Raw genomic sequence first — 18,715 nt, forward strand, 5'->3', positions numbered from 1 at the left:
CTTACTGTCCCGTGATGGCGGTCAGAAGAGTGCGGACCCGCGACTCGAGGAAGCTCAGGGACGCGCGGTACTCGAGCGCAGCGCGGCCGTAGGCGGCCCGCTCGGCGTCCGGATCGACGGTGTTGCCGTCCAGGCTGGCCTGGGTGGCGACGCGGGAGATTTCGAAGGGCTGCAGCGAGTCGAAGCCTGTCAGCGGAATCTGTTTGCCCTGCTCGCGCGGCGGCGCTGCACCGGCCTCGCGAACCCGCGCGGCGTTGGCCAGGGCGGCATTGAAGTCGAGGTCACGGGCCTGGTATCCGGGCGTGTCGGCATTCGCCAGATTGCTGGCGATCAGCTTCATGCGCTGCTCGCGCAACGGCAATGCGTCGGCCTGCAGCCCGAGATAGGACGAGATCGGATTGGACATCGGCGCCTCCGGCAAACCTGTGCCGGGACTGCTGCAAGCGGCGTGCCAGAAGCCGTGGTGACGCGGGCGGCCGCGTCTACGGCGGTGCGGGAGCCGGTGTGCAATCCGCATGCCGGGCATACGCGGTGCTGGAGACTGGCGTGGCTTGCGGCGCCGTGAAGGCGATAGACGGGCGGCGCGGGCGCCCGGCCCCGAGCGCCGGTTCCGGATTATTGGCGTTCTATGGAACGCTCGGCGGATTGCCTGCGGGCGGTGGGCCAGCGCGCCGGATTGGCCTGGCGAGCTGCGGTCGAGTGCGGCCGCGCAGCGGGTGCGCCACCTGCCGGTCCCTTGACGGGACCGGGCTGGATCAGGCGTTGGCCACCAGACGCCCGCCGGCGGCTTCTGCCACCTCGTTCAGGCGCTTGAGCACCTCGTCGGCCAGATCATGGGGGCTGTACTTGGCGACGAACGCATCGGCGCCGACGCTCTTCACCATGGAGGTGTTGAACACGCCCGACAGGGAGGTATGCAACAGCACGTACAGGTCCGCCAGCCCCGGATGCCGACGGATTTCCGTCGTCAGGGTATAGCCATCCATTGCGGGCATCTCGATGTCCGACACCACCATGGCGTAGCGCTGCGACGGTGTCTCGCCGGCTGCGTGCAGTTGCAGCAGATGGTCCAGCGCCTGACGGCCATCCGAGAGCAGGGTCACGCCGACGCCCAACTGGTCGAGCACGCTGCGGATCTGCTGACGGGCCACGCGCGAGTCGTCGACCACCAGCACCTGCATCGGTGGTGCGCCTTCGGGCAGGGCGTATTCGGACGACAGATCGGCGTCCATGCGGGCCTGGGAGATGTCTGCCAGCACGCTTTCGACGTCGATGACCTGGATCAGCTCGCCCTGGTAGCGCGTCACGGCCGTCAGATAACCGCCGTCGGCGCCGAGATCGGGCGGCGGCAGGATGTCCTCCACCGCGATATTGACGATCCGCTCGACCTCGCTGACCAGAAAGCCCTGGACCGACCGGTTGAACTCGGTGACCACCAGGTAGCCGGGCAGGTCGTCGATGCCGCGTTCGGGATGGCCGATGGCCAAGCCCAGGTCGAGTACCGGCACGCTGCGTCCGCGCACGTCGGCGACCCCGGCGAATTGCGCCGGCAGTCCCGGCACCTGGAACAGCTTGGGCCGGCGCAGGACTTCCTGCACCTTGAACACGTTGACGCCAAAAACCTGGCGCCCACCCAGACGGAACAGTAGGAGCGCCAGCCGGTTGTGACCGGCGAGGCGGGTACGTTGATCGATGCGGTCGAGCAGATCGTGCGACATGGTCCCGGTATCGGCACCGGTCTCGATCACTTGAGTGGGCCCGTTGGATTGCCGACCTGCGAACCCGCAGGTCGCAGGCCCGGCGCCAGGCGGACCCGGCACGGGACTTGCATCGCAGACGGCAACCCGTTCCCGGACCGTCTCCATGCTCCCGTCCCCGCGTTCGCTTCCGCACTGGCACCTCGTTGTCAGACGCACCGTCATGGGCGCGTTGCTCGGGATGGCCGCCGCCAGTGCGGCCGCCAGCGGCTTCCACCCTGTCGACGCCATCCGCGCCGCAGCCCTCTCCACGGCGGAGGCCGGCGAAGACGCCGAGGTCACCCTGGATCCCGCGCTGCGCATGCCGCGCTGCGCGCAGGACCTGCAGGCGCGACGGTCCGGCGCAGCCACGGTTGAAGTTGCATGCCCCGAGGGCTGGCGCCTGTTCGTGCCCCTGCGCGTGCGTCGCCACCAGACCGTCCTGGTGCTGTCGCGCAGCGTGGCTGCAGGCGAGCCGATCACGGCCGATACCTTCATCGCACAGCAGCGCGATGCCAGCCGCATTGCGGGCGCTGCGATCGCCGACCCTTCCGAGGCCATCGGCCGCAACGCACGGCGCACCCTGGTGGCCGGCAATGTATTGACCGCCAACGACCTGGTGACGCCGCGTCTGGTCCGCAGAGGCGATACCATCGCCCTGGTGTCGCAACAGGGCGGGATCGAGGTCCGCATGGCGGGGCGTGCGCTGGCTGACGCAGGCGTACGGGAACGTGTCAGCGTCGAGAACCTGAGCTCGCGCCGGGTGGTGCAGGGCACGGTGAACGAGGCCGGCGACGTGCGGGTCGGCCTGTGAACCGCTCGATGAAAACGCCCCTCAAGCTTCCCGCAAACTGGCCGATACCGGTCATGTCCCCCAACAAGACCCGCGTGTCAGGAGCTCCGATATGAGCAACAGGATCGAAGGAACTGCCGCCCCCGTCAGCAACCGCGCTGTCGGTGCGGTGGGTACCGGCCAGGTCAGCCGGGCTGGCGAATCGCGTGACAAGCCGGTCGAGGCTGCGTCGCCGGCCGACAGCCTGCGGCTGACCGGCGAGGCCACCGGCCTGCAGGCGCTGCAGCGTGACCTCGCTACCAAGCCCGCGTTCGACGAAGCGCGCGTCCAGGCCCTTCGCGAGTCGATCGCGTCAGGCAGCTACAAGGTCGACGCCGAGGCCATCGCCTCGCGCATGCTCGATCTGGACGCCCGGCTGGCCGGCTGATGTCCGACCCGCAGGCCAGTCTGGAGCGCCTCGCGAGCGCGCTCACCGAAGAACGTGAGGCCCTGATCGGCCACGACGTCGAAGCGCTGATGCGCTCGACGCGCGCCAAGATCGTCGCACTGCGTGAGCTCGAGGCCTTCCCCAGCGGTGAACTGTCCGGTCCGCTGGCCGAGCTGGCCGAACTCAACCGCGCCAACGGCGCGCTGCTGGCCCGGCGTCGGCGCGAGGTCAACTGGGCCCTGCGTCATCTCGGTCGTGTGGAAAGCGCACCGGCCTACGACTCAAGTGGTCGCAGCGAATCCACCCGCCGGCCACGCGAGCTGGCTGTCGCCTGAGCGACTCGGCGGACACGCCCGGCGGTGCCGGGCTTAGACTCCAGGTTCCATGTCTCCGGATCCTGCCCGCCGTGCAACCGCCCTCACCGCTGCCCGCACCATTGGCCGACAAGGTTCTGACCCGCCTCGAAGAAGGCGTGCTCCTGCACGAGGCCGACGGCCGGCTGATTTACGCCAATCCCGCCGCCGATGCCCTGATTCGCCTGCATCCGGTCTGGACGGAAATGCGCGGGCAGCTCGATCAGATGATTCCGGTGCAGGCGATCGCGGACGCGCGCGCGCACCCCGATTGGCACGGCGTCGTCCCGTTCCTGCCCGGCCGAATGCTGGACGCGCGCCTGTACTGGCTGGGCCCCGATGCCGGCCGATTCCTGCTGCTGCTCAAGGATGGCGTGCGCGTGCGCAGCGACGACGAGCAGGCGCTGCAGTTGCGCCACGAAGAGCTCAATGTCCGCTTCAACGCCGCCCAGGAGCAACTGCTGCAATCGGAGAAACTCGCGTCGATCGGCCAGCTCGCTGCCGGCGTCGCGCACGAGATCAACAACCCGATCGGCTATGTCCACTCCAATCTCGGCAGCCTGCAGGAATACGTCGGCAACCTGTTCGCACTGATCGATGTCTACGAGCGCGCGATGCGCGCCCACGACCCGCACGCGATGCGCTCTGAGATCGACGACACGCGCGAGCGTCTCGACGTGGACTTCATCAGCCGCGATCTGCCGCAGCTGCTGACCGAATCGCGCCAGGGCATCGAGCGTGTGACCGCCATCGTGCGCGATCTGCGCGACTTCTCGCGCTCCGACCGCGAGCATGCCTGGCGGCTGGCCGACCTTCATGCGGGGCTGGATTCGACGATCAACATCGTCTGGAACGAATTGCGTTACAAGGCCACGCTGCAGAAGGACTACGGCACGCTGCCGATGGTCGAATGCCTGCAGTCGGAGTTGAACCAGGTCTTCATGAATCTGCTGATGAATGCCGGCCAGGCGATCGACGGCGAAGGCGTGATCAGCGTGCGTACCGGGCATGAGGCCGGCCAGGTGTGGGTGGAGATTGGCGACACCGGCAGCGGCATCGCACCCGAGATGCTGCAGCGGATCTTCGATCCCTTCTTCACCACCAAGCCGGTCGGCAAGGGCACCGGCCTGGGACTGTCGATTTCCTATGGCATCGTCGCCAAGCACCATGGGCGGATCGAAGTGGAGAGCACGCCGCAGTCCGGTAGCCGGTTCCGGGTGATCCTGCCGGTGCGCCAGCCGCACGTGGACGTGGCGCCCTGATCAGGGCGAGTTTTCGCGCCCCCGCTGGCTGTCGTAGGTGCGAAACGCCTGGCGGATGTGCTCGCGCAGCTTGTTGTCGTCCCACGGCTTGGTCAGAAACCGGTAGATGGCGCCGCGGTTGATCGCATCGGTGACGGTGGCCAGGTCCGTATAGCCCGACAACACCAGGCGGATCGTATCCGGATACAGCATCTTCACCCGGCCGAGAAACTCGGTGCCGTCCATTTCCGACATCCGCTGATCCGACAGGATCACCTGCACATCGTTGGTGGCCAGCAGGCCGAAGGCGTCGCGCACGTTGCCGGCGGCGAGGATGCGATAGCCATCGCGACGGAACAGGCGCACCAGCGAGCGCAGCACGTTCTGCTCGTCGTCGACCAGCAGCAGGGTGCGGTCGGACTGGGTGGCGGTGAACAGTTCCGGGCGCAGGTAGCGTCGACGCAGGGCCTGGCCGGCGACCTCGGCGCTGGTGGGTTCGCCGAACAGATAGCCCTGGAAATAATCGCAGTCGGCGCGGCGCAGGAAGCCCAGCTGGGCTTCGGTCTCCACACCGTTGGCGATCACCTTCATGCCCAGCTGGTGGCCCATCGCGATCAGGGCACGGACAATCGCGGTCTCGCGACTGCCGGCCGGCGCGGCGCTGATGAAACTGCGATCGATCTTGAGGATGTCGGCCGGGTAGCGCACCAGCGCGCTCAGGCTGGCATCGCCGGTGCCGAAGTTGTCGAGCGTGACGCAGATGCCCTCATGGCGCAGCGCTGACACCGTGCGGTAGACCACATCGGTGCTGTTGTGGGTCAGCACGCGCTCGTTGAGCTCCAGCACGATAGACGACATCGGCAGGCCGGCCTGCTGCATCCGGCCGAGCAGCCGGTCGACGAAGTCCGCCTGCAGCAGTTGCTGCGTGGTCACGTTGATGCCGACGAAGAAATCGTCGAATCCCTGTTCGCGCCAGGTGCGGACCTGGGCGACGACGCGATCGAGCATCCAGTCGCCGATCTGCAGAATCACGCCGATACGCTCGGCCGTGGGCAAGAACCGCTCGGGCAGCAGCAGCCCCAGCACCGGCGACTGCCAGCGCACCAGGGCTTCCATGCCGATCACGCGGCCATCGCGGGCGCTGATCTTGGGCTGGTAACGCAGCCGGAACTCGCCGTTGAGCAGCGCGTCGACGATCTGCCGCGCGATCGCGCTTTCGCTGTGGGCGCGGTCCTGCATGTCGGTGGCATGCAACTGCACCGGTTCGTCGGCCGCATGTGAAGCGCGGCGCACCGCAGTCTCCGCCAGATGCAGCAGTTCGTTGGGGTCATCGCTGTGTTGCGGACACAGGCTCACGCCGATCTTGGCCTCCAGGAACAGCGTGTAGGGCAGTACCTCGAGCGGCCGCTCGATCTCGGCGATCAGCGCTTCGGCCACCGTCTGCGCGGCTTGGGCATCACCGCCCGCGTGCAGCGGTACGGCGGCCACGAATTCGTCGCTGCCATGGCGCCAGACGCGGCCCTCGCCCTGCAGCCGTTCGTTGAGGCGCAGCCCGACCGCGACCAGCGCGGCGTCGCCCACCTCCATGCCCATGTTCTGGTTGACCGACGCGAAATGGTCGATATCGATATGCAGCAGCACCAGCGGCACGCCACTGCCCGCAGCCTCCCTGACCATGTCCACCAGATCGGGATGGGCGGCGCCCAGACGGGGCAGGGCGGAAGGTGGATCAGGAACGGACATGTGCATCGACCGAGTTTAGCGGCTTCACCCGGCGTGGCCGTGGCTGGGCTGCGGTGCATACGGGAACCACGCCTCGATGCGCGTGCCGCTGCCCGGCGTCGATGTCAGATCGAGGCGGCCGCCGACCCCTTGCGCGCGCTCGCGCATGATCACCAGGCCCAGGCCACGCGCGCCCTCGGGGGCGAAACCTGCGCCGTCGTCATGGACGCACAGATGCAGGCCTGCGCCGTCGTCGTGCAGGCGCAGCGACACCCGCTGCGCGCCTGCATGCCGGACCACGTTGGTGAGCGCCTCCTGGGCGATGCGGAAGCAGGCCTGCTCGACCGTCGCATCCGGACGCATGGGCAGCGCATCGATACCGAGGTCCGCGGTGATGCCTGCATTGCGCAGCAGGCGCTCGGCATGCCAGCGCAAGGCCGCCTCCAGTCCCAGGGCGTCGAGCTGGGGCGGCCGGAGCAGGATCGAGATGTCGCGCAACCGTTCGAGCGTCGCATCGGCGAGGACGAGGATATCTTCCAGATCGTCGCGGCGGCGCTGGGCATCTGACTCGTCGAGGGCCGAACTTGCGGCCATCTTCATCGCTGTGACGGACTGCCCGATGTCGTCGTGCAGTTCGCGCGAGATCGCGCGGCGCTCGTCTTCCTGCAGCGTGAACACGCGCGCAGCGAGCGCCTGCAGCTCCCGGTTGCCTGCGGCGAGCGCGTCACGCATGCGTTCGGCTTCGGTCAGATCGCGCACCACCAGCAGGGTGCAGGGCCGGTCCTCGTGTCGTGTCCGCGCCGCAGTCAGTGCGCCATGAAAGCCGGATCCGTCGCGGCGGCACATGCGCGGCGTGGTCGGCGGCGCGTCGGCGCCCGCGCCTGGTGACTGCAACCACGCATGGAAGGCCGCGCGCGCGTCCTCGCTGACCAGATCCGTCGCCACCATGCCCGCCAGCGCGCCCGGCGGGTGACCGAACAGAAGCTCGCAGGCGGGATTGGCATAGGCGATGCGATCGTCCACCACCAGCAGCACGCCATCGGGCAGCAGCCGCATGAGCTCCCGCAGTTCGCGGGCCCGGGCAGACGGAGCGTCGCATCGATCGGGGTGCAGCGAGCGGGCCGTCAAACGCGGCACCGCGATGTGCAGCCAGACAAAGAGTGCGCCCGTGCCCACCAGCGCCAAACCGAGCGCCGACCCCCACGCCCGAGGCGTGTCGGACGGCGCGGCGCCTGGCCAGGCCGCTGCCGCGATCGCCAGCGACGCCAGCACGAGGATCAGATGGGCGAGTGGCACCTGCCAACGCAACCCGGAGGGCCGGCGCCCGGAGGTGGCCCCAACGCGACGCGAGATCTCGACGTTGGGCTGTCGGGTCGACATACCGGCGACTCCTTCCATGCGAGTCGGGGCAGTCTACTCCGCATCGTCGGGCGCGGCTCAACTTCAGGCCGGAGGCGCCGCTAACACATGGGATGCCCTGCGTCGGTTCCGACGGCGGGGCATGCAGATCACGGAGCATAAACAGCGCGATGGAATCCGGCCTCATCTCCAGCCTCATCGATCATCCGGTATCGGATGGCGTGCTGCTGCTCGATCGGGGCGGCCGCTGTCTGGTGGCCAACCCCGCCGCACGCCGGCGCGGCCTCGATCGCCTGGTCGAACGCCACGCTGCCTCGCTCGCCGGTCTCTACGCGCGGCTGCTCGACGGCGAACCGGAACTGCCCTGCGAACTGCCGGACACCGGCATGCCGCTGCGCGGCCTGCTGCGGACGGTGAAGATCGATGGCGGTGCGCCGATCGCCTTCTCGCTGAGCATCCGGCTCTCCGAGGACCTGGATGATTGGCTCGAAGCCGCCGAATCCGGTGGTCATGCCCTCTGGGTCTGGGACCTGCGCCACGACCAGATGCGGGGCTCCGGCGCGTGGATTGACTGGGTGGGAACGCCCGGCCGCGATGCGCCGCTCCCGTTCGAGGCGATCGAGTCGCGCATCCATCCCGATGACCGCGTCGCGATGCGCGCCGCGCTCCACCGCTATCTCGAGGGCGAGGGCAGCCAGTACCTGTGCGAATACCGCTGCGCGCGCGCTGATGGCGCGTGGCGCTGGGTGCGCGACAGCGGTCGGGTCACCGCGCGCGATGCGCAGGGACGACCGTCGAAGGTCGCCGGCACCCTGACCTGCATCGACAATCAGAAACGCCTTGAACAGACCCTGCGCGAACAGCGCGGTCTGGTCGAAGACACCCAGCGGCTGGCCGGCATGGCCAGCTGGTGCTGGGATCTGGGCACCGGACGGGTCTGGTGCGCCGCCGCCCTGCGCGAGCGCCTGGGCCTAGCCGACGGCGCCGGCATCCGCGCCTGGCTGCGTCGCTGCGGCCGCGCCGACAACCATCCGATCGTACGCCGCGCCTGGCGCGATCTGCGCGACCGCGGCTCGCAACGCCATTTCGAACTGCTCGCCGACGGCGTCGATGGTCCCGTCCATCTGCAGGTGTGGGCGTCGCTGCAGGAGTCTGCCGACGGTGGCCCGGCGCGTATCGTCGCCCAGGTGCAGGACGTCACCCGGCAACGGCGCCTGGATGCGGAAATCCATCGACGCAGCGCGCTCCTGCGCCGCGTCGCCGAACTCGGACGCATCGGTGGCTGCGAGATCGATGCCGAGACCCGCACGTTGCACTGGACCGGCGAATGCGCCGGCCTGCACGGGCGCGAGGGCGAATCGCTGCCGCTGCAGGATCTGCTGCGCCACTACACCACCGAGTCGCGCGAAGCGCTGGAAGCCGGGATGAGCCGCGTGGCCGCCGGCGCGCCGCCCGAGACGCTTGAACTGTGTTTCTACCGTCCGGACGGCGAGCAGATCTGGACCCAGGCGGTGGTCGACTTCACCCGTGAGGGCGGGCTGCCGCCGCGCTATCTCGTACTGTTCCGGGATATCTCCGGCGAACGCGCTGCCAGTGAGCGGATCGAGCGCCTGGCGCATTTCGACGCCCTGACCGGACTGCCCAACCGCGCCCGCCTGCGCCAGGACGTGGATACCGCGCTCGCCGCTGGCGGCACCCTGTACCAAGCGCTGCTGCTGCTCGACATCTCCGGTTTCGGCGGCATCAATGAAGCGCACGGCCATGCAGCAGGCGACATCGTGCTCAAGGCGGTCGCCGCGCGGCTGCACATGCTGGTCGATGCCGGCGACCTGTTCGGTCGCGTCGGTGCGGACGAGTTCGTAGTGCTGCTGCAGCAGGGCACGGGACGCGACGATGTCGCCGCCACCGCGCAGCGGATCGTCGCCGGCCTGTCGGATCCGGTGCCCGCGGCGGGGGAAATCCTGCGCTTCGGCGTGAGCGCCGGCATCGCCGTGCGCCCGCCGGGCGTCGGCTTCGACGAACTGCTGCGCGCCGCAGGTGTGGCCCTGCACGGGGCACGCCAGCAGGGTCGCAACCACTTGGAGTTCTACAGCCCGGATGCCTGGCGGCGTGCACGTCGGCGGCTGGACATCGAGCACGCGCTGCGCGGTGCGCTCGAACACGAAGAATTCTCGCTGGCTTACCAGCCCCTGATCGATCTGTCGCGCCATTCGGTCTGCGGCATCGAAGCGCTGCTGCGCTGGCATCACCCCGAACTGGGCAGCTGTGCGCCCGACGAGTTCATCGAGATCGCCGAGGCCACCGGTGACATCGTCGCCATCGGCGAATGGGTCGTGCGCGAGGCCTGTCGCCAGGCGGCGGCGTGGAAGGCGGCCGGGCTCGAGTTCGGCCGCATGTCGGTGAACGTCTCGGCGGTACAGCTGCGTGATCCGGGCTTCGCCCAGCGCGTGCTGCAGGCCTGTGCGGACACCGGCTGGCCGGCGATGTGGCTGGAGCTGGAGATCACCGAATCGGCCCTGCTGCTCGACACCGATGCGCTCTGGGCCTGCTTCGATGTGCTGCAGAGCGCCGGCGTGGGCCTGTCGATCGACGATTTCGGCACCGGCTTCTCCAGCCTGAGCTACCTCAGCCGGTTCCCCGTGGGCCGGCTGAAGATCGATCGCAGCTTCATCGCCGATCTGGCCAGCGCGGACGGCACCGGGCGCGCAGTCGCCGTCACCCGCGCGATCATCCAGCTCGGCAAGGCACTGCGCATGCAGGTGCTGGCCGAAGGCGTGGAATCGAGCGCGGACGAAGAACTCCTGCGCGAGTACGGCTGCGACGAGGTGCAGGGATATCTCTACTCCCGCCCGTTGCCGCCGCGCGAGATGGTGCGCTGGCTGCAGGACCAGGCCCAGGGCATGGCCGAGCATCGGCTGGCGCTGGCCTGAAGTACACCGTCCACGCCCCCGGGCGTGGACGCGGATCGACCTGCCGCGGCGTCTCTCCGCATTCGCGGTGACGCGCCGCCCGGCGCATGGCCGCGCCACATCGTGCATCTCGACTGCAGCGATGCCACCCCCTATGCCGCATCGACATATCGGCCCGGCACGCATTGCGACGCCTGCGGCGCCCGGTGACGCATTGGCGCGGGCAACAAAAGCGCATGTTCGATATGCGGCTCGCAGTCTGCGAGACCCTGGACACCGTGCAAGGAATTCGGCGATGGACGTCTTTTTGCCGTTGTAAGCACACGGCTGCCGTCAGGCCTTGTATCGAATCGGCGACGCGGGCCTGCCCTGAAGATCCCGGCATTCGCGCGACGCAGTGCGGACGCTGCCGCGTGCAGCACACCGCCTGCACGCCGCGCTGCGAGCACGGCGCCGCCGCCGCGAACAGGCTGCAGCCTGGAGCGTGAATCGAATGGATGTCGGCACGGCGTGCGGCGACATGTGCACGTGGCAGCCGCCTGCCTGCGCCTGTGCGCAAGGTGCGCCCAACGACCGGGCAGTGCGCTGCGAGGCGAGCGCTCGTTGCTCCGCCCACGTGCGTCGCTCGAGGGCCCAGGTGCCGGGACCCGGCAAGGCGGTATCGACGCGTCAAGTCAGCGTTCGACTGATGGTCTCAGGTCGAGCAGATCGGCGGTGCCCAGCGCCGGGGTCCTGATGTGTCGTGCGCAGTGTTGGGTGACGCGTGCAGCACGCCCCCGCCGCGTGGTCGTCGACCTCGCGCTCGCGTCCCCGGGCCGACGGGCGTATCGCGCCCTGTGGGATTGCCGCAGGCATCTGTGTCGGGCGTGCCGCGCAACGGCGGCCCAGCGAATCGCAGGGGATGGATCAGAACCCGGCCGCCAGATCCCAGGCAATGACGGATTCCACCGGATCGAGCGGGTCGACGTGCCCGGCCGCAGCGGGCGAAGCGGCAGCCGCCAGCAGCGCGTTCAGTTCCTGCCGCGCTGCGGCCTCGAGCCGGTCGAGCAGATCGCCACCGATCCGGGTAACCGAAGAGGGTTCAAGCGTCAGCAACGCAGAGGCCCCGGACGGGGCCGGGGCGTGCGGGGTGTCGCGAGTGGGGGCTCGGTCCAAGAAGTTCGGCCGGTCAGAAGAGTTCGACGGTGCCGGCGCCCATCGAATCCTGGGTCACGGCCTTGTGCGGGGGACGCTCCCAAGTGTTGCGCAGCTCGCGCAGACGCTGGCCGATGCGCTGCAGGGCATGCATCAGTTCCTCGTTGAAGACGCCGCCATTGCGACGCAGCAGGTCCTGCAGGTCGATCGCCTCGCGGTTGATCGCGTTCAGGCGCTCGAGGTGCGTATGCACGCCGCCCAGGGCCTGGGTCGCGATGTCCTCGAACTGCAGGGCGCGCACCGCGTCGGTGACGCTGGCATCGATTGCCTTGCCGCACTCGGAGATCTCGCGCATGCCGTCGCCGAGCGAACGATTGATCGAGGCCACCTGTTCCAGCATGCCGGCTGCTTCGGAGCGTGCCTCGCGGGAACGGTCCAGGTCGCGGGACGCCATGCCCGACACCGTGTCACGCACCTTGGCGATCGACTCCTTCGACGAATGTGCGAGCTTGCGGATCTGTTCGTTGAACGCGGTCGAGCGCTCCGACAGGTTGCGCACCTCGTCGGCCACCACCGCGAACCCGCGTCCGGCTTCACCCGCCCGGGCGGCTTCGATCGCGGCGTTGAGGGCCAGCAGATTGGTCTGGTCGGCGATCGACTTGACGTCTTCGAGCAGGGCGAAGATCCCGTCCAGGTGTCCGGCCATTTCATCGATATGGGTGACGGTGACGCCACTCTGGCCGCTGACCTGTTCCAGCGCTTCTACCAGCTGCTCCATCCGCTGGCTGGCGTGCTGGGCGAAGCGGGCCACGTCGGCGCCGCCCATCCCGTCCTGGTCGCCGGTGCGATCGAGCAGACGGCTCATCGCCTGGGCCTGCTGCCGGGACTTGCGGTTCATGGCGTCGAAGCTGCTGCCCAGACCACTGACCGCCTGGCGGATCAGCTCACGGGCCCGCTCGACTTCGACACGCGAGCCTTCGATCTCGGTGCCGACGAACTGGCGCAGGTCGCTCAGCAACTCGTCCTGTTCCTTCATTGCACGGGCGTGCTCGGGACCGGGACGGCCCTCGCGCCGCACCAGCAGAAACGCGGTTACCAGCCAGCTGGCGGTCAGGGTGATCAGGATCGCCCAGCGCGCCGGAGCGGGCCAGTCGAGGACGGTCGCCACCGGCAGCAGCAGGGTCAGCGCGAGCGGCGCGGCGAGGCGGATCAGGATGCGTGCGTACATGGGCGCTCTCAGGGGATTACTCACGTTTCCGGTATCGGCACAGGGCCGCGCGGCTTTAGCGCGCCGTACGTGATCATCGGCCTCCTGCGCCGCTGCCCGCGCGCCCGGTGCGAGGCGTGGATCCACGCCTCGCGCCGCATAGCGCGCAACGCTGAATGAAGACGGTAGTTGCGCGTCCGGACAGACGTGTGTGACACAGGCAGCGCGGGCGGCGCATCCCGCTGGGGCACCCATCGCTCGGCCCGAGGAGGCCGCAGCCGCCGCGGCGCCGCTTCGTAGGCAGCTGGCTGAAAGGCGTCAGATCTGCTTGAGCATCTGCTGTCGACGCAGCAGGAAATCCCACAGGCTGCCGCCCATCTGCCGCCACAGCACCGCCGACCGCAGCGATGCGAGCAACACCGCGCGGATTTCGGCGACCACGTGGGCCTGTCCGAGATAGTGCGGATTGCCCTGAACCATCACCTTCGGGCGCAGATGGCTGACCGTGTCCGCATACAGGGCGCCGAGCGCGGAGAGCACCTCGGGATGGGTGTGGCCCAGTGCTTCGGCCTTGGGCTTGATCTCAAGAATGCCGTGGTGGACCTCGCCGCTGACGGCGCTGTCGTGGATGAAGCGGCGCTCGAGCTGCACGACAGCCAAACCGAGCTTGGGCAGCAGCGGATCGCTGCCCTGGTTGCCGAAGTAGTCGCGTAGCAGCATCAGGCCGGGCACCACCGCCTCGCGGCCGCCGTAGACATCGGCAGGTGACGTGGCATCGATGCGGAACACGCTGTCGAGCGCGGTCGACAGCACCGCGGCGTCGGCCTGGCCGGTTTCGGCGATGCGGCGGACCTGCTTGAGCGCCTGCGCCATGCCGGCGAGGGCGAGGACCCGTTCTTCCATCATGCCGCCACCCCCCGTGCGCGCAGTTCCAGCGGCGCGTCGGTACGCGCAATGACTGCGCCGCCGAGGCAGACATCGCCGTCGTAGAGCACCACGGACTGTCCGGGCGTGACCGCACGCTGGGGGCGGTCGAACCGCACGTCGAGCTGGCCGGTGTTCGCGTCGATGGTCACTTCGCAGAATTCCTCGTGTTGCCGATAACGGGTCTGGGCGGTGCAGCGGAAGCGCTGCGCCGGCGGGTCGCCGGCGATCCAGTGTGCGGGTTCGCTCGTCAGATGCGACGACAGCAGGTACGGCGTGTCGGCACCCTGGGCGACGAAGAGCACATTGTCGCCCACATCCTTGCCCACCACATACCAGGGCGCCGCGTCGAAACCGCGCACACCACCGATCTGCAGGCCTTCGCGCTGACCGAGGGTGAAATAGAAGACGCCGGGATGCGTGCCCACGCGGTGTCCGTCGGGCGTGCGCATCTCACCCGCGCGCGCGGGCAGGTACTGGCCCAGGAACGTGCGGAAATCGCGTTCGCCGATGAAGCAGATGCCGGTCGAGTCCTTCTTCTCCGCGGTCGGCAGGCCGGCGGCGCGGGCGAGGGCGCGCACATCGGTCTTGGGAAGTTCGCCGAGCGGAAACAGGGTGGCGGCGAGTTGCGCCTGGCCGAGCTGGTGCAGGAAGTAGCTCTGGTCCTTGTTGCGATCACACGCGCGCAGCAGGCGCCAGCGGCCGGCTTCGAAGTCGACGCGCGCGTAATGCCCGGTCGCGATCCTCAAAGCGCCCAGATCGCGGGCCGCATCGAGAAAGTGCTTGAACTTGATCTCGCGGTTGCACAGCACGTCGGGATTGGGCGTTCGCCCCGCGGCGTATTCGGCGATGAAATGTTCGAACACACCGGCCCAGTACTCGCCGGAGAAGTCACGAAAATGGATCGGCAGCCCCAACCTGCCCGAGACGGCGACCGCATCGCGGCGATCATCCTCGGCCCGGCAGTCACCGCTGCCGTCCTCGGCCCAGTTCTGCATGAACAGCCCGGCCAGCGGCGTGCCCGCGTCGCGGAGCAGCAGCGCGGCAACCGAGGAATCCACACCCCCGGACATGCCGACGATGACCTCCGGCGTGCTCATGCGATGTGCTGGAGCAGTGACAGCGAATGACGCTGGCCGGACAGACAGTCCGCCACCGCCTGCCAGACCAGTGGGCTGCGATGGCGCGCCTGTGCCTGGCGCAGTGCTTCGGGCGTCATCCACAGCGCTTGCGCGATGCCGTCGTCGAGCCTGCGGTCCGGGTCGTGCGACACCGGCGTCGCGACGAAGGCGAAACGCAGGAAATGGCGGCCGTCCGTCTCGCCCGCGCGCGGCGGCGACTTCCACTGGTAGGCACCGACGAAACCGGTCAGGGCGACCGTCCAGCCGGTTTCTTCCACAGTCTCGCGCAGCGCAGCTTCGACCAGCGACTCGTCCGGCTCCAGATGGCCGGCGGGCTGGTTCAGCACCAGGCGGCCGTCGACACGCTCCTCCACGCACAGCACACGGCCCGCGTCGAGCACGACGGTCGCCACGGTGACGTCGGGTTGCCAGAACCGCCCCTGCCGATACGCCATCACAGTTCGTCCCGGCCGCCCGAGAGTTGGATTTCCATGTCGTCGGCAGTCTGTGCGGCCATGTCCACCGCCTCTCGCAGGCGCGCACTGTCGGCGTCGTCGTAGACCTTGATCACATAGAACAGCACGTCCCCGTCGATCTCCCAGGCGCCCAGCACATTGGTCTGGCTGTCGCGCAGCAGCAGGTTTGCCTGCTCGGCGCTGAAGCCGCCCGCCGGCACCCGCGCGGCCGCGGAGAACACTTCGCGGACGGCGCCGGTCCCGAGCGAATGGGTCCGGCCGGACACGAAGGTGAGCTGCGAGCGGTTTTCCTGCTGCCAGCCGACCAGGATCCGGAAGTCGCCATCCACGTCGACTTCGTAGCCCAGCGACTCGGCCTCGAGCCGCGTGCGCACCGAGGCATCACCTTCAGGCGAAGCTGTCGACTGCGCGGGCACGACACCGTCGCGGGACGACGGCGCAGGCGTCTGCGCAGACACCGATGCCGCCATCGCCAGCGCAAGGGCAGCCAGCGGCACGGACACGGAGCGGGGAGGGCGGTTCAACATGGCGCGACACCTGGATGGGATGGCGCATTCTGAAGGGGGTGCCGGGACCCGTCCATTCGCGCCGGACTCTATAATTGCCGCATGAGTCGAAAACACCAGCACGAACACCACCACGGCACCGTGGCCGAAGCCAGCAAGCCCGAAGTGGCGCCGCCGCCGCTGTATTCGGTGCTGTTGCTCAACGACGACTACACACCGATGGACTTCGTGGTCGAGATCCTGGTGCGGTTCTTCGCGCTGGACCTCGAACGCGCCACCCAGGTCATGCTGCATGTGCATACCCGGGGCAGGGGCGTGTGCGGTGTCTACAGTCGGGAAGTGGCGGAGTCGAAGGTCGCACAGGTGAACGAATACGCACGGCTCAATCTGCACCCCTTGCTCTGCACGATGGAAAAGGCCTAAGTAGAGGCCAACGGGGGCAGGGTTTGTTTGCCGGAATCGGGCCCCATCTAGGGTGTCAGTGAAGCCGGAGGCGTCCGCCCCATGTTCAGCAAAGATCTCGAGTTCACGATCGGCCAGTGCTACAAGCGCGCCCGCGAGGCCCGCGACGAGTACATGACGGTCGAACACCTGCTGTTGTCGCTGCTCGAAAACCCGTCTGCCGAGGCCGTACTCAAGGCCACCGGCGCGGAATTCGAGCGTCTGCGCGGCGATCTCGAACAGGCCATCCTGACGTCGGTCACCAAACTGGCGGAAGACGACACCCGCGATACCCAGCCCACGCTCGGGTTCCAGCGCGTGCTGCAACGCGCGGTGTACCACGTGCAGTCCTCGGGCAAGAAGGAAGTCACCGGCGCCAACGTGTTGGTCGCGATCTTCGGCGAGAAGGATTCGCATGCGGTCTACTACCTCAACCAGCAGGACGTGAGTCGGCTGGACGTCGTCAACTACCTCTCGCACGGCATCGCCAAGAGTGGTGGCGAAGAGGGCGAAGGCGTGCAGGAAGATCCCGCCCTGGGTCGCCCCGAAGGCGCGGAAGGCGAGGGTAAGGGCGACGCGCTGGCCGAATTCGCCAGCGATCTCAATGCCGCCGCGCAGGAAGGCCGGATCGACCCGTTGGTTGGACGCGCCGAGGAAGTCGAGCGCACGATCCAGGTCCTGTGCCGCCGCCGCAAGAACAATCCGCTCTACGTTGGCGAAGCCGGTGTGGGCAAGACCGCCATTGCCGAGGGTCTGGCCAAGCGCATCGTCGACGGCGAAGTGCCCGAGGTACTGGCCGATGCGACGATCTTTTCGCTCGATCTGGGCGCGCTGGTTGCCGGCACCAAGTATCGCGGCGATTTTGAAAAGCGCCTCAAAGCGGTGCTGGCAGCGATCAAAAAGCATCCTGGCGCGATCCTGTTCATCGACGAGATCCACACCATCATCGGCGCCGGTTCGGCATCGGGTGGCACGATGGATGCCTCGAACCTGATCAAGCCGGCGCTGTCGTCGGGCGAACTGCGCTGCATCGGTTCGACCACGTTCCAGGAATACCGTGGCATCTTCGAAAAGGACCGCGCGTTGGCGCGTCGTTTCCAGAAGATCGACATCGTCGAGCCGACGGTCAGCGAGACCTACCAGATCCTGCAGGGACTCAAGCCCCGCTACGAAGCGCACCACGACGTGACCTACGCCGACGACGCGCTGCAGGCTGCGGTGGATCTGTCGGTCAAACACATCGCCGACCGCCTGCTGCCTGACAAGGCCATCGACGTCATCGACGAGGCCGGCGCCCGCCAGCGTCTGCTGCCAGAGGGCGTGCGCAAGGCGCTGATCGACGTCGAGGAAGTCGAGACCATCGTCGCCAAGATGGCGCGCATTCCGGCCAAGCAGGTCAGCGCGACCGACAAGGACGTGCTCGAGCATCTGGAACGCAACCTCAAGATGGTGATCTTCGGCCAGGACCCGGCGATCGAGATGCTGACCTCGGCGATCAAGCTCGCGCGTTCAGGGCTCGGCAGTCCAGACAAGCCGATCGGCAATTTCCTGTTCGCTGGTCCGACCGGTGTCGGCAAGACCGAGGTCACGCGCCAGCTGGCGCTGCAGCTCGGCATCGAACTCGTGCGCTTCGACATGTCCGAGTACATGGAGTCGCATTCGGTGAGCCGCCTGATCGGCGCGCCGCCGGGCTATGTCGGTTTTGATCAGGGCGGTCTGCTGACCGAGAAGATCGTCAAGACGCCGCACTGCGTGCTGCTGCTCGACGAAGTGGAAAAGGCGCACCCCGACATCTTCAACATCCTGTTGCAGGTGATGGACCGTGGCGTGCTGACCGACACCAACGGTCGCGAAGCGAACTTCCGCAACGTGATCCTGGTGATGACGACGAATGCCGGTGCCACCCAGGCCGCGCGCCGTTCGATCGGCTTCATGCGCCAGGACCACAGCAGTGACGCGATGGAAGTGATCCGCAAGAGCTTCACGCCTGAATTCCGCAATCGTCTGGATGCGGTGGTGCAGTTCCAGTCGCTGGGCTTCGAGCACATCCTGCGGGTGGTCGACAAGTTCATGATCGAACTGGAGGCCCTGCTGCACGAGAAGAACGTGTCGTTGTCGGCGACGCCGGCTGCGCGCGACTGGCTGGCCCAGCACGGCTTCGATCCGCAGATGGGCGCGCGTCCGATGTCGCGCGTCATCCAGGACAAGGTCAAGCGTCGCCTGGCGGACGAACTGCTGTTCGGCAAGCTGGCCAATGGCGGACGGGTGTCGATCGACGTGCAGGACGGTGAACTCACCGTCGAGACCTGGGCGGAGCCGGAACGACTGCTCACTGCCACGGTCGACTGAGCACCGTGTAGGAGCGC

17 protein-coding genes are annotated in these 18,715 nt (G+C 68.0%); 7 read left to right on the forward strand and 10 right to left on the reverse strand.

What is annotated here, in order from left to right; translation table 11 throughout:
- Position 1 precedes the first annotated feature (1 nt).
- Together flgB and J2X52_RS04830 are read right to left on the reverse strand one after the other, a co-directional pair.
- Positions 2-406: a flagellar basal body rod protein FlgB gene (gene flgB / locus J2X52_RS04825; protein WP_310149513.1), complete on the reverse strand. Its 405-nt coding sequence runs from the start codon at positions 404-406 to the stop codon at positions 2-4.
- A gap of 349 nt (positions 407-755) precedes the next feature.
- Positions 756-1,718: a chemotaxis protein gene (locus J2X52_RS04830; RefSeq protein ID WP_310149516.1), complete on the reverse strand. Its 963-nt coding sequence runs from the start codon at positions 1,716-1,718 to the stop codon at positions 756-758.
- A gap of 202 nt (positions 1,719-1,920) precedes the next feature.
- On the opposite strand from J2X52_RS04830, the gene flgA reads away from it, so the two are divergent.
- From flgA to J2X52_RS04850, 4 genes are all read left to right on the forward strand, one after another.
- Positions 1,921-2,550: a flagellar basal body P-ring formation chaperone FlgA gene (gene flgA / locus J2X52_RS04835; protein WP_310149519.1), complete on the forward strand. Its 630-nt coding sequence runs from the start codon at positions 1,921-1,923 to the stop codon at positions 2,548-2,550.
- Between the two features lie 91 nt (positions 2,551-2,641).
- Positions 2,642-2,956: a flagellar biosynthesis anti-sigma factor FlgM gene (flgM, locus tag J2X52_RS04840; RefSeq protein WP_310149522.1), complete on the forward strand. Its 315-nt coding sequence runs from the start codon at positions 2,642-2,644 to the stop codon at positions 2,954-2,956.
- On the forward strand, positions 2,956-3,291 hold the full coding sequence (locus tag J2X52_RS04845; protein WP_310149524.1) for a flagellar protein FlgN: 336 nt from the start codon (positions 2,956-2,958) through the stop codon (positions 3,289-3,291). The genes flgM and J2X52_RS04845 overlap by 1 nt, the downstream gene beginning before the upstream one ends.
- 71 nt (positions 3,292-3,362) lie before the next feature.
- Positions 3,363-4,571 carry an ATP-binding protein gene (locus tag J2X52_RS04850; RefSeq protein WP_310149527.1) on the forward strand — a complete coding sequence of 403 codons (1,209 nt, stop codon included), beginning with the start codon at positions 3,363-3,365 and terminating at the stop codon, positions 4,569-4,571.
- Here J2X52_RS04850 and J2X52_RS04855 read toward each other — a convergent pair whose 3' ends face one another.
- Together J2X52_RS04855 and J2X52_RS04860 are read right to left on the reverse strand one after the other, a co-directional pair.
- Positions 4,572-6,293 carry an EAL domain-containing protein gene (locus tag J2X52_RS04855; RefSeq protein ID WP_310150271.1) on the reverse strand — a complete coding sequence of 574 codons (1,722 nt, stop codon included), beginning with the start codon at positions 6,291-6,293 and terminating at the stop codon, positions 4,572-4,574.
- Between the two features lie 24 nt (positions 6,294-6,317).
- Entirely contained in the window at positions 6,318-7,652 is a 1,335-nt protein-coding gene (locus tag J2X52_RS04860; protein WP_310149530.1) for an ATP-binding protein, read from the reverse strand.
- A gap of 149 nt (positions 7,653-7,801) precedes the next feature.
- Here J2X52_RS04860 and J2X52_RS04865 point away from each other — a divergent pair, with 149 nt between their 5' ends.
- Complete coding sequence (locus J2X52_RS04865) at positions 7,802-10,561, forward strand: EAL domain-containing protein (protein WP_310149534.1); 2,760 nt, start codon at positions 7,802-7,804, stop codon at positions 10,559-10,561.
- An 885-nt stretch (positions 10,562-11,446) separates the two neighbouring features.
- On the opposite strand, the gene J2X52_RS04870 is transcribed toward J2X52_RS04865, so the two are convergent.
- The 6 genes from J2X52_RS04870 to J2X52_RS04895 all read right to left on the reverse strand — a co-directional run bounded on the left by J2X52_RS04870 (position 11,447) and on the right by J2X52_RS04895 (position 15,929).
- The gene (locus J2X52_RS04870; RefSeq protein WP_310149536.1) at positions 11,447-11,635 is read right to left on the reverse strand and encodes a hypothetical protein; all 189 of its coding nucleotides are present in this window, start codon (positions 11,633-11,635) and stop codon (positions 11,447-11,449) included.
- 73 nt (positions 11,636-11,708) lie between these two features.
- Positions 11,709-12,902, reverse strand: coding sequence for a methyl-accepting chemotaxis protein (locus tag J2X52_RS04875; protein ID WP_310149539.1), 1,194 nt, complete (start codon positions 12,900-12,902; stop codon positions 11,709-11,711).
- 297 nt (positions 12,903-13,199) lie between these two features.
- Entirely contained in the window at positions 13,200-13,784 is a 585-nt protein-coding gene (gene hflD / locus J2X52_RS04880) for a high frequency lysogenization protein HflD (RefSeq protein WP_310149542.1), read from the reverse strand.
- A complete protein-coding gene (mnmA, locus tag J2X52_RS04885; protein ID WP_310149545.1) occupies positions 13,784-14,905 on the reverse strand; it encodes a tRNA 2-thiouridine(34) synthase MnmA in 1,122 nt (373 codons plus the stop codon). Before mnmA ends, hflD begins: the two co-directional genes overlap by 1 nt.
- Positions 14,902-15,381, reverse strand: coding sequence for an NUDIX hydrolase (locus J2X52_RS04890; protein WP_310149548.1), 480 nt, complete (start codon positions 15,379-15,381; stop codon positions 14,902-14,904). Before J2X52_RS04890 ends, mnmA begins: the two co-directional genes overlap by 4 nt.
- A complete protein-coding gene (locus J2X52_RS04895; RefSeq protein ID WP_310149552.1) occupies positions 15,381-15,929 on the reverse strand; it encodes a hypothetical protein in 549 nt (182 codons plus the stop codon). The genes J2X52_RS04890 and J2X52_RS04895 overlap by 1 nt, the downstream gene beginning before the upstream one ends.
- A gap of 81 nt (positions 15,930-16,010) precedes the next feature.
- Between J2X52_RS04895 and clpS the strand changes: the two genes are divergently transcribed.
- Both clpS and clpA read left to right on the forward strand, forming a co-directional pair.
- A complete protein-coding gene (gene clpS / locus J2X52_RS04900) occupies positions 16,011-16,331 on the forward strand; it encodes an ATP-dependent Clp protease adapter ClpS (RefSeq protein ID WP_310149555.1) in 321 nt (106 codons plus the stop codon).
- Positions 16,332-16,412: 81 nt separating this feature from the next.
- On the forward strand, positions 16,413-18,698 hold the full coding sequence (clpA, locus tag J2X52_RS04905; RefSeq protein WP_310149557.1) for an ATP-dependent Clp protease ATP-binding subunit ClpA: 2,286 nt from the start codon (positions 16,413-16,415) through the stop codon (positions 18,696-18,698).
- Positions 18,699-18,715 lie beyond the last annotated feature (17 nt).

This window comes from Luteimonas sp. 3794, assembly GCF_031456825.1.
Classification (GTDB): Bacteria; Pseudomonadota; Gammaproteobacteria; order Xanthomonadales; family Xanthomonadaceae; genus Luteimonas.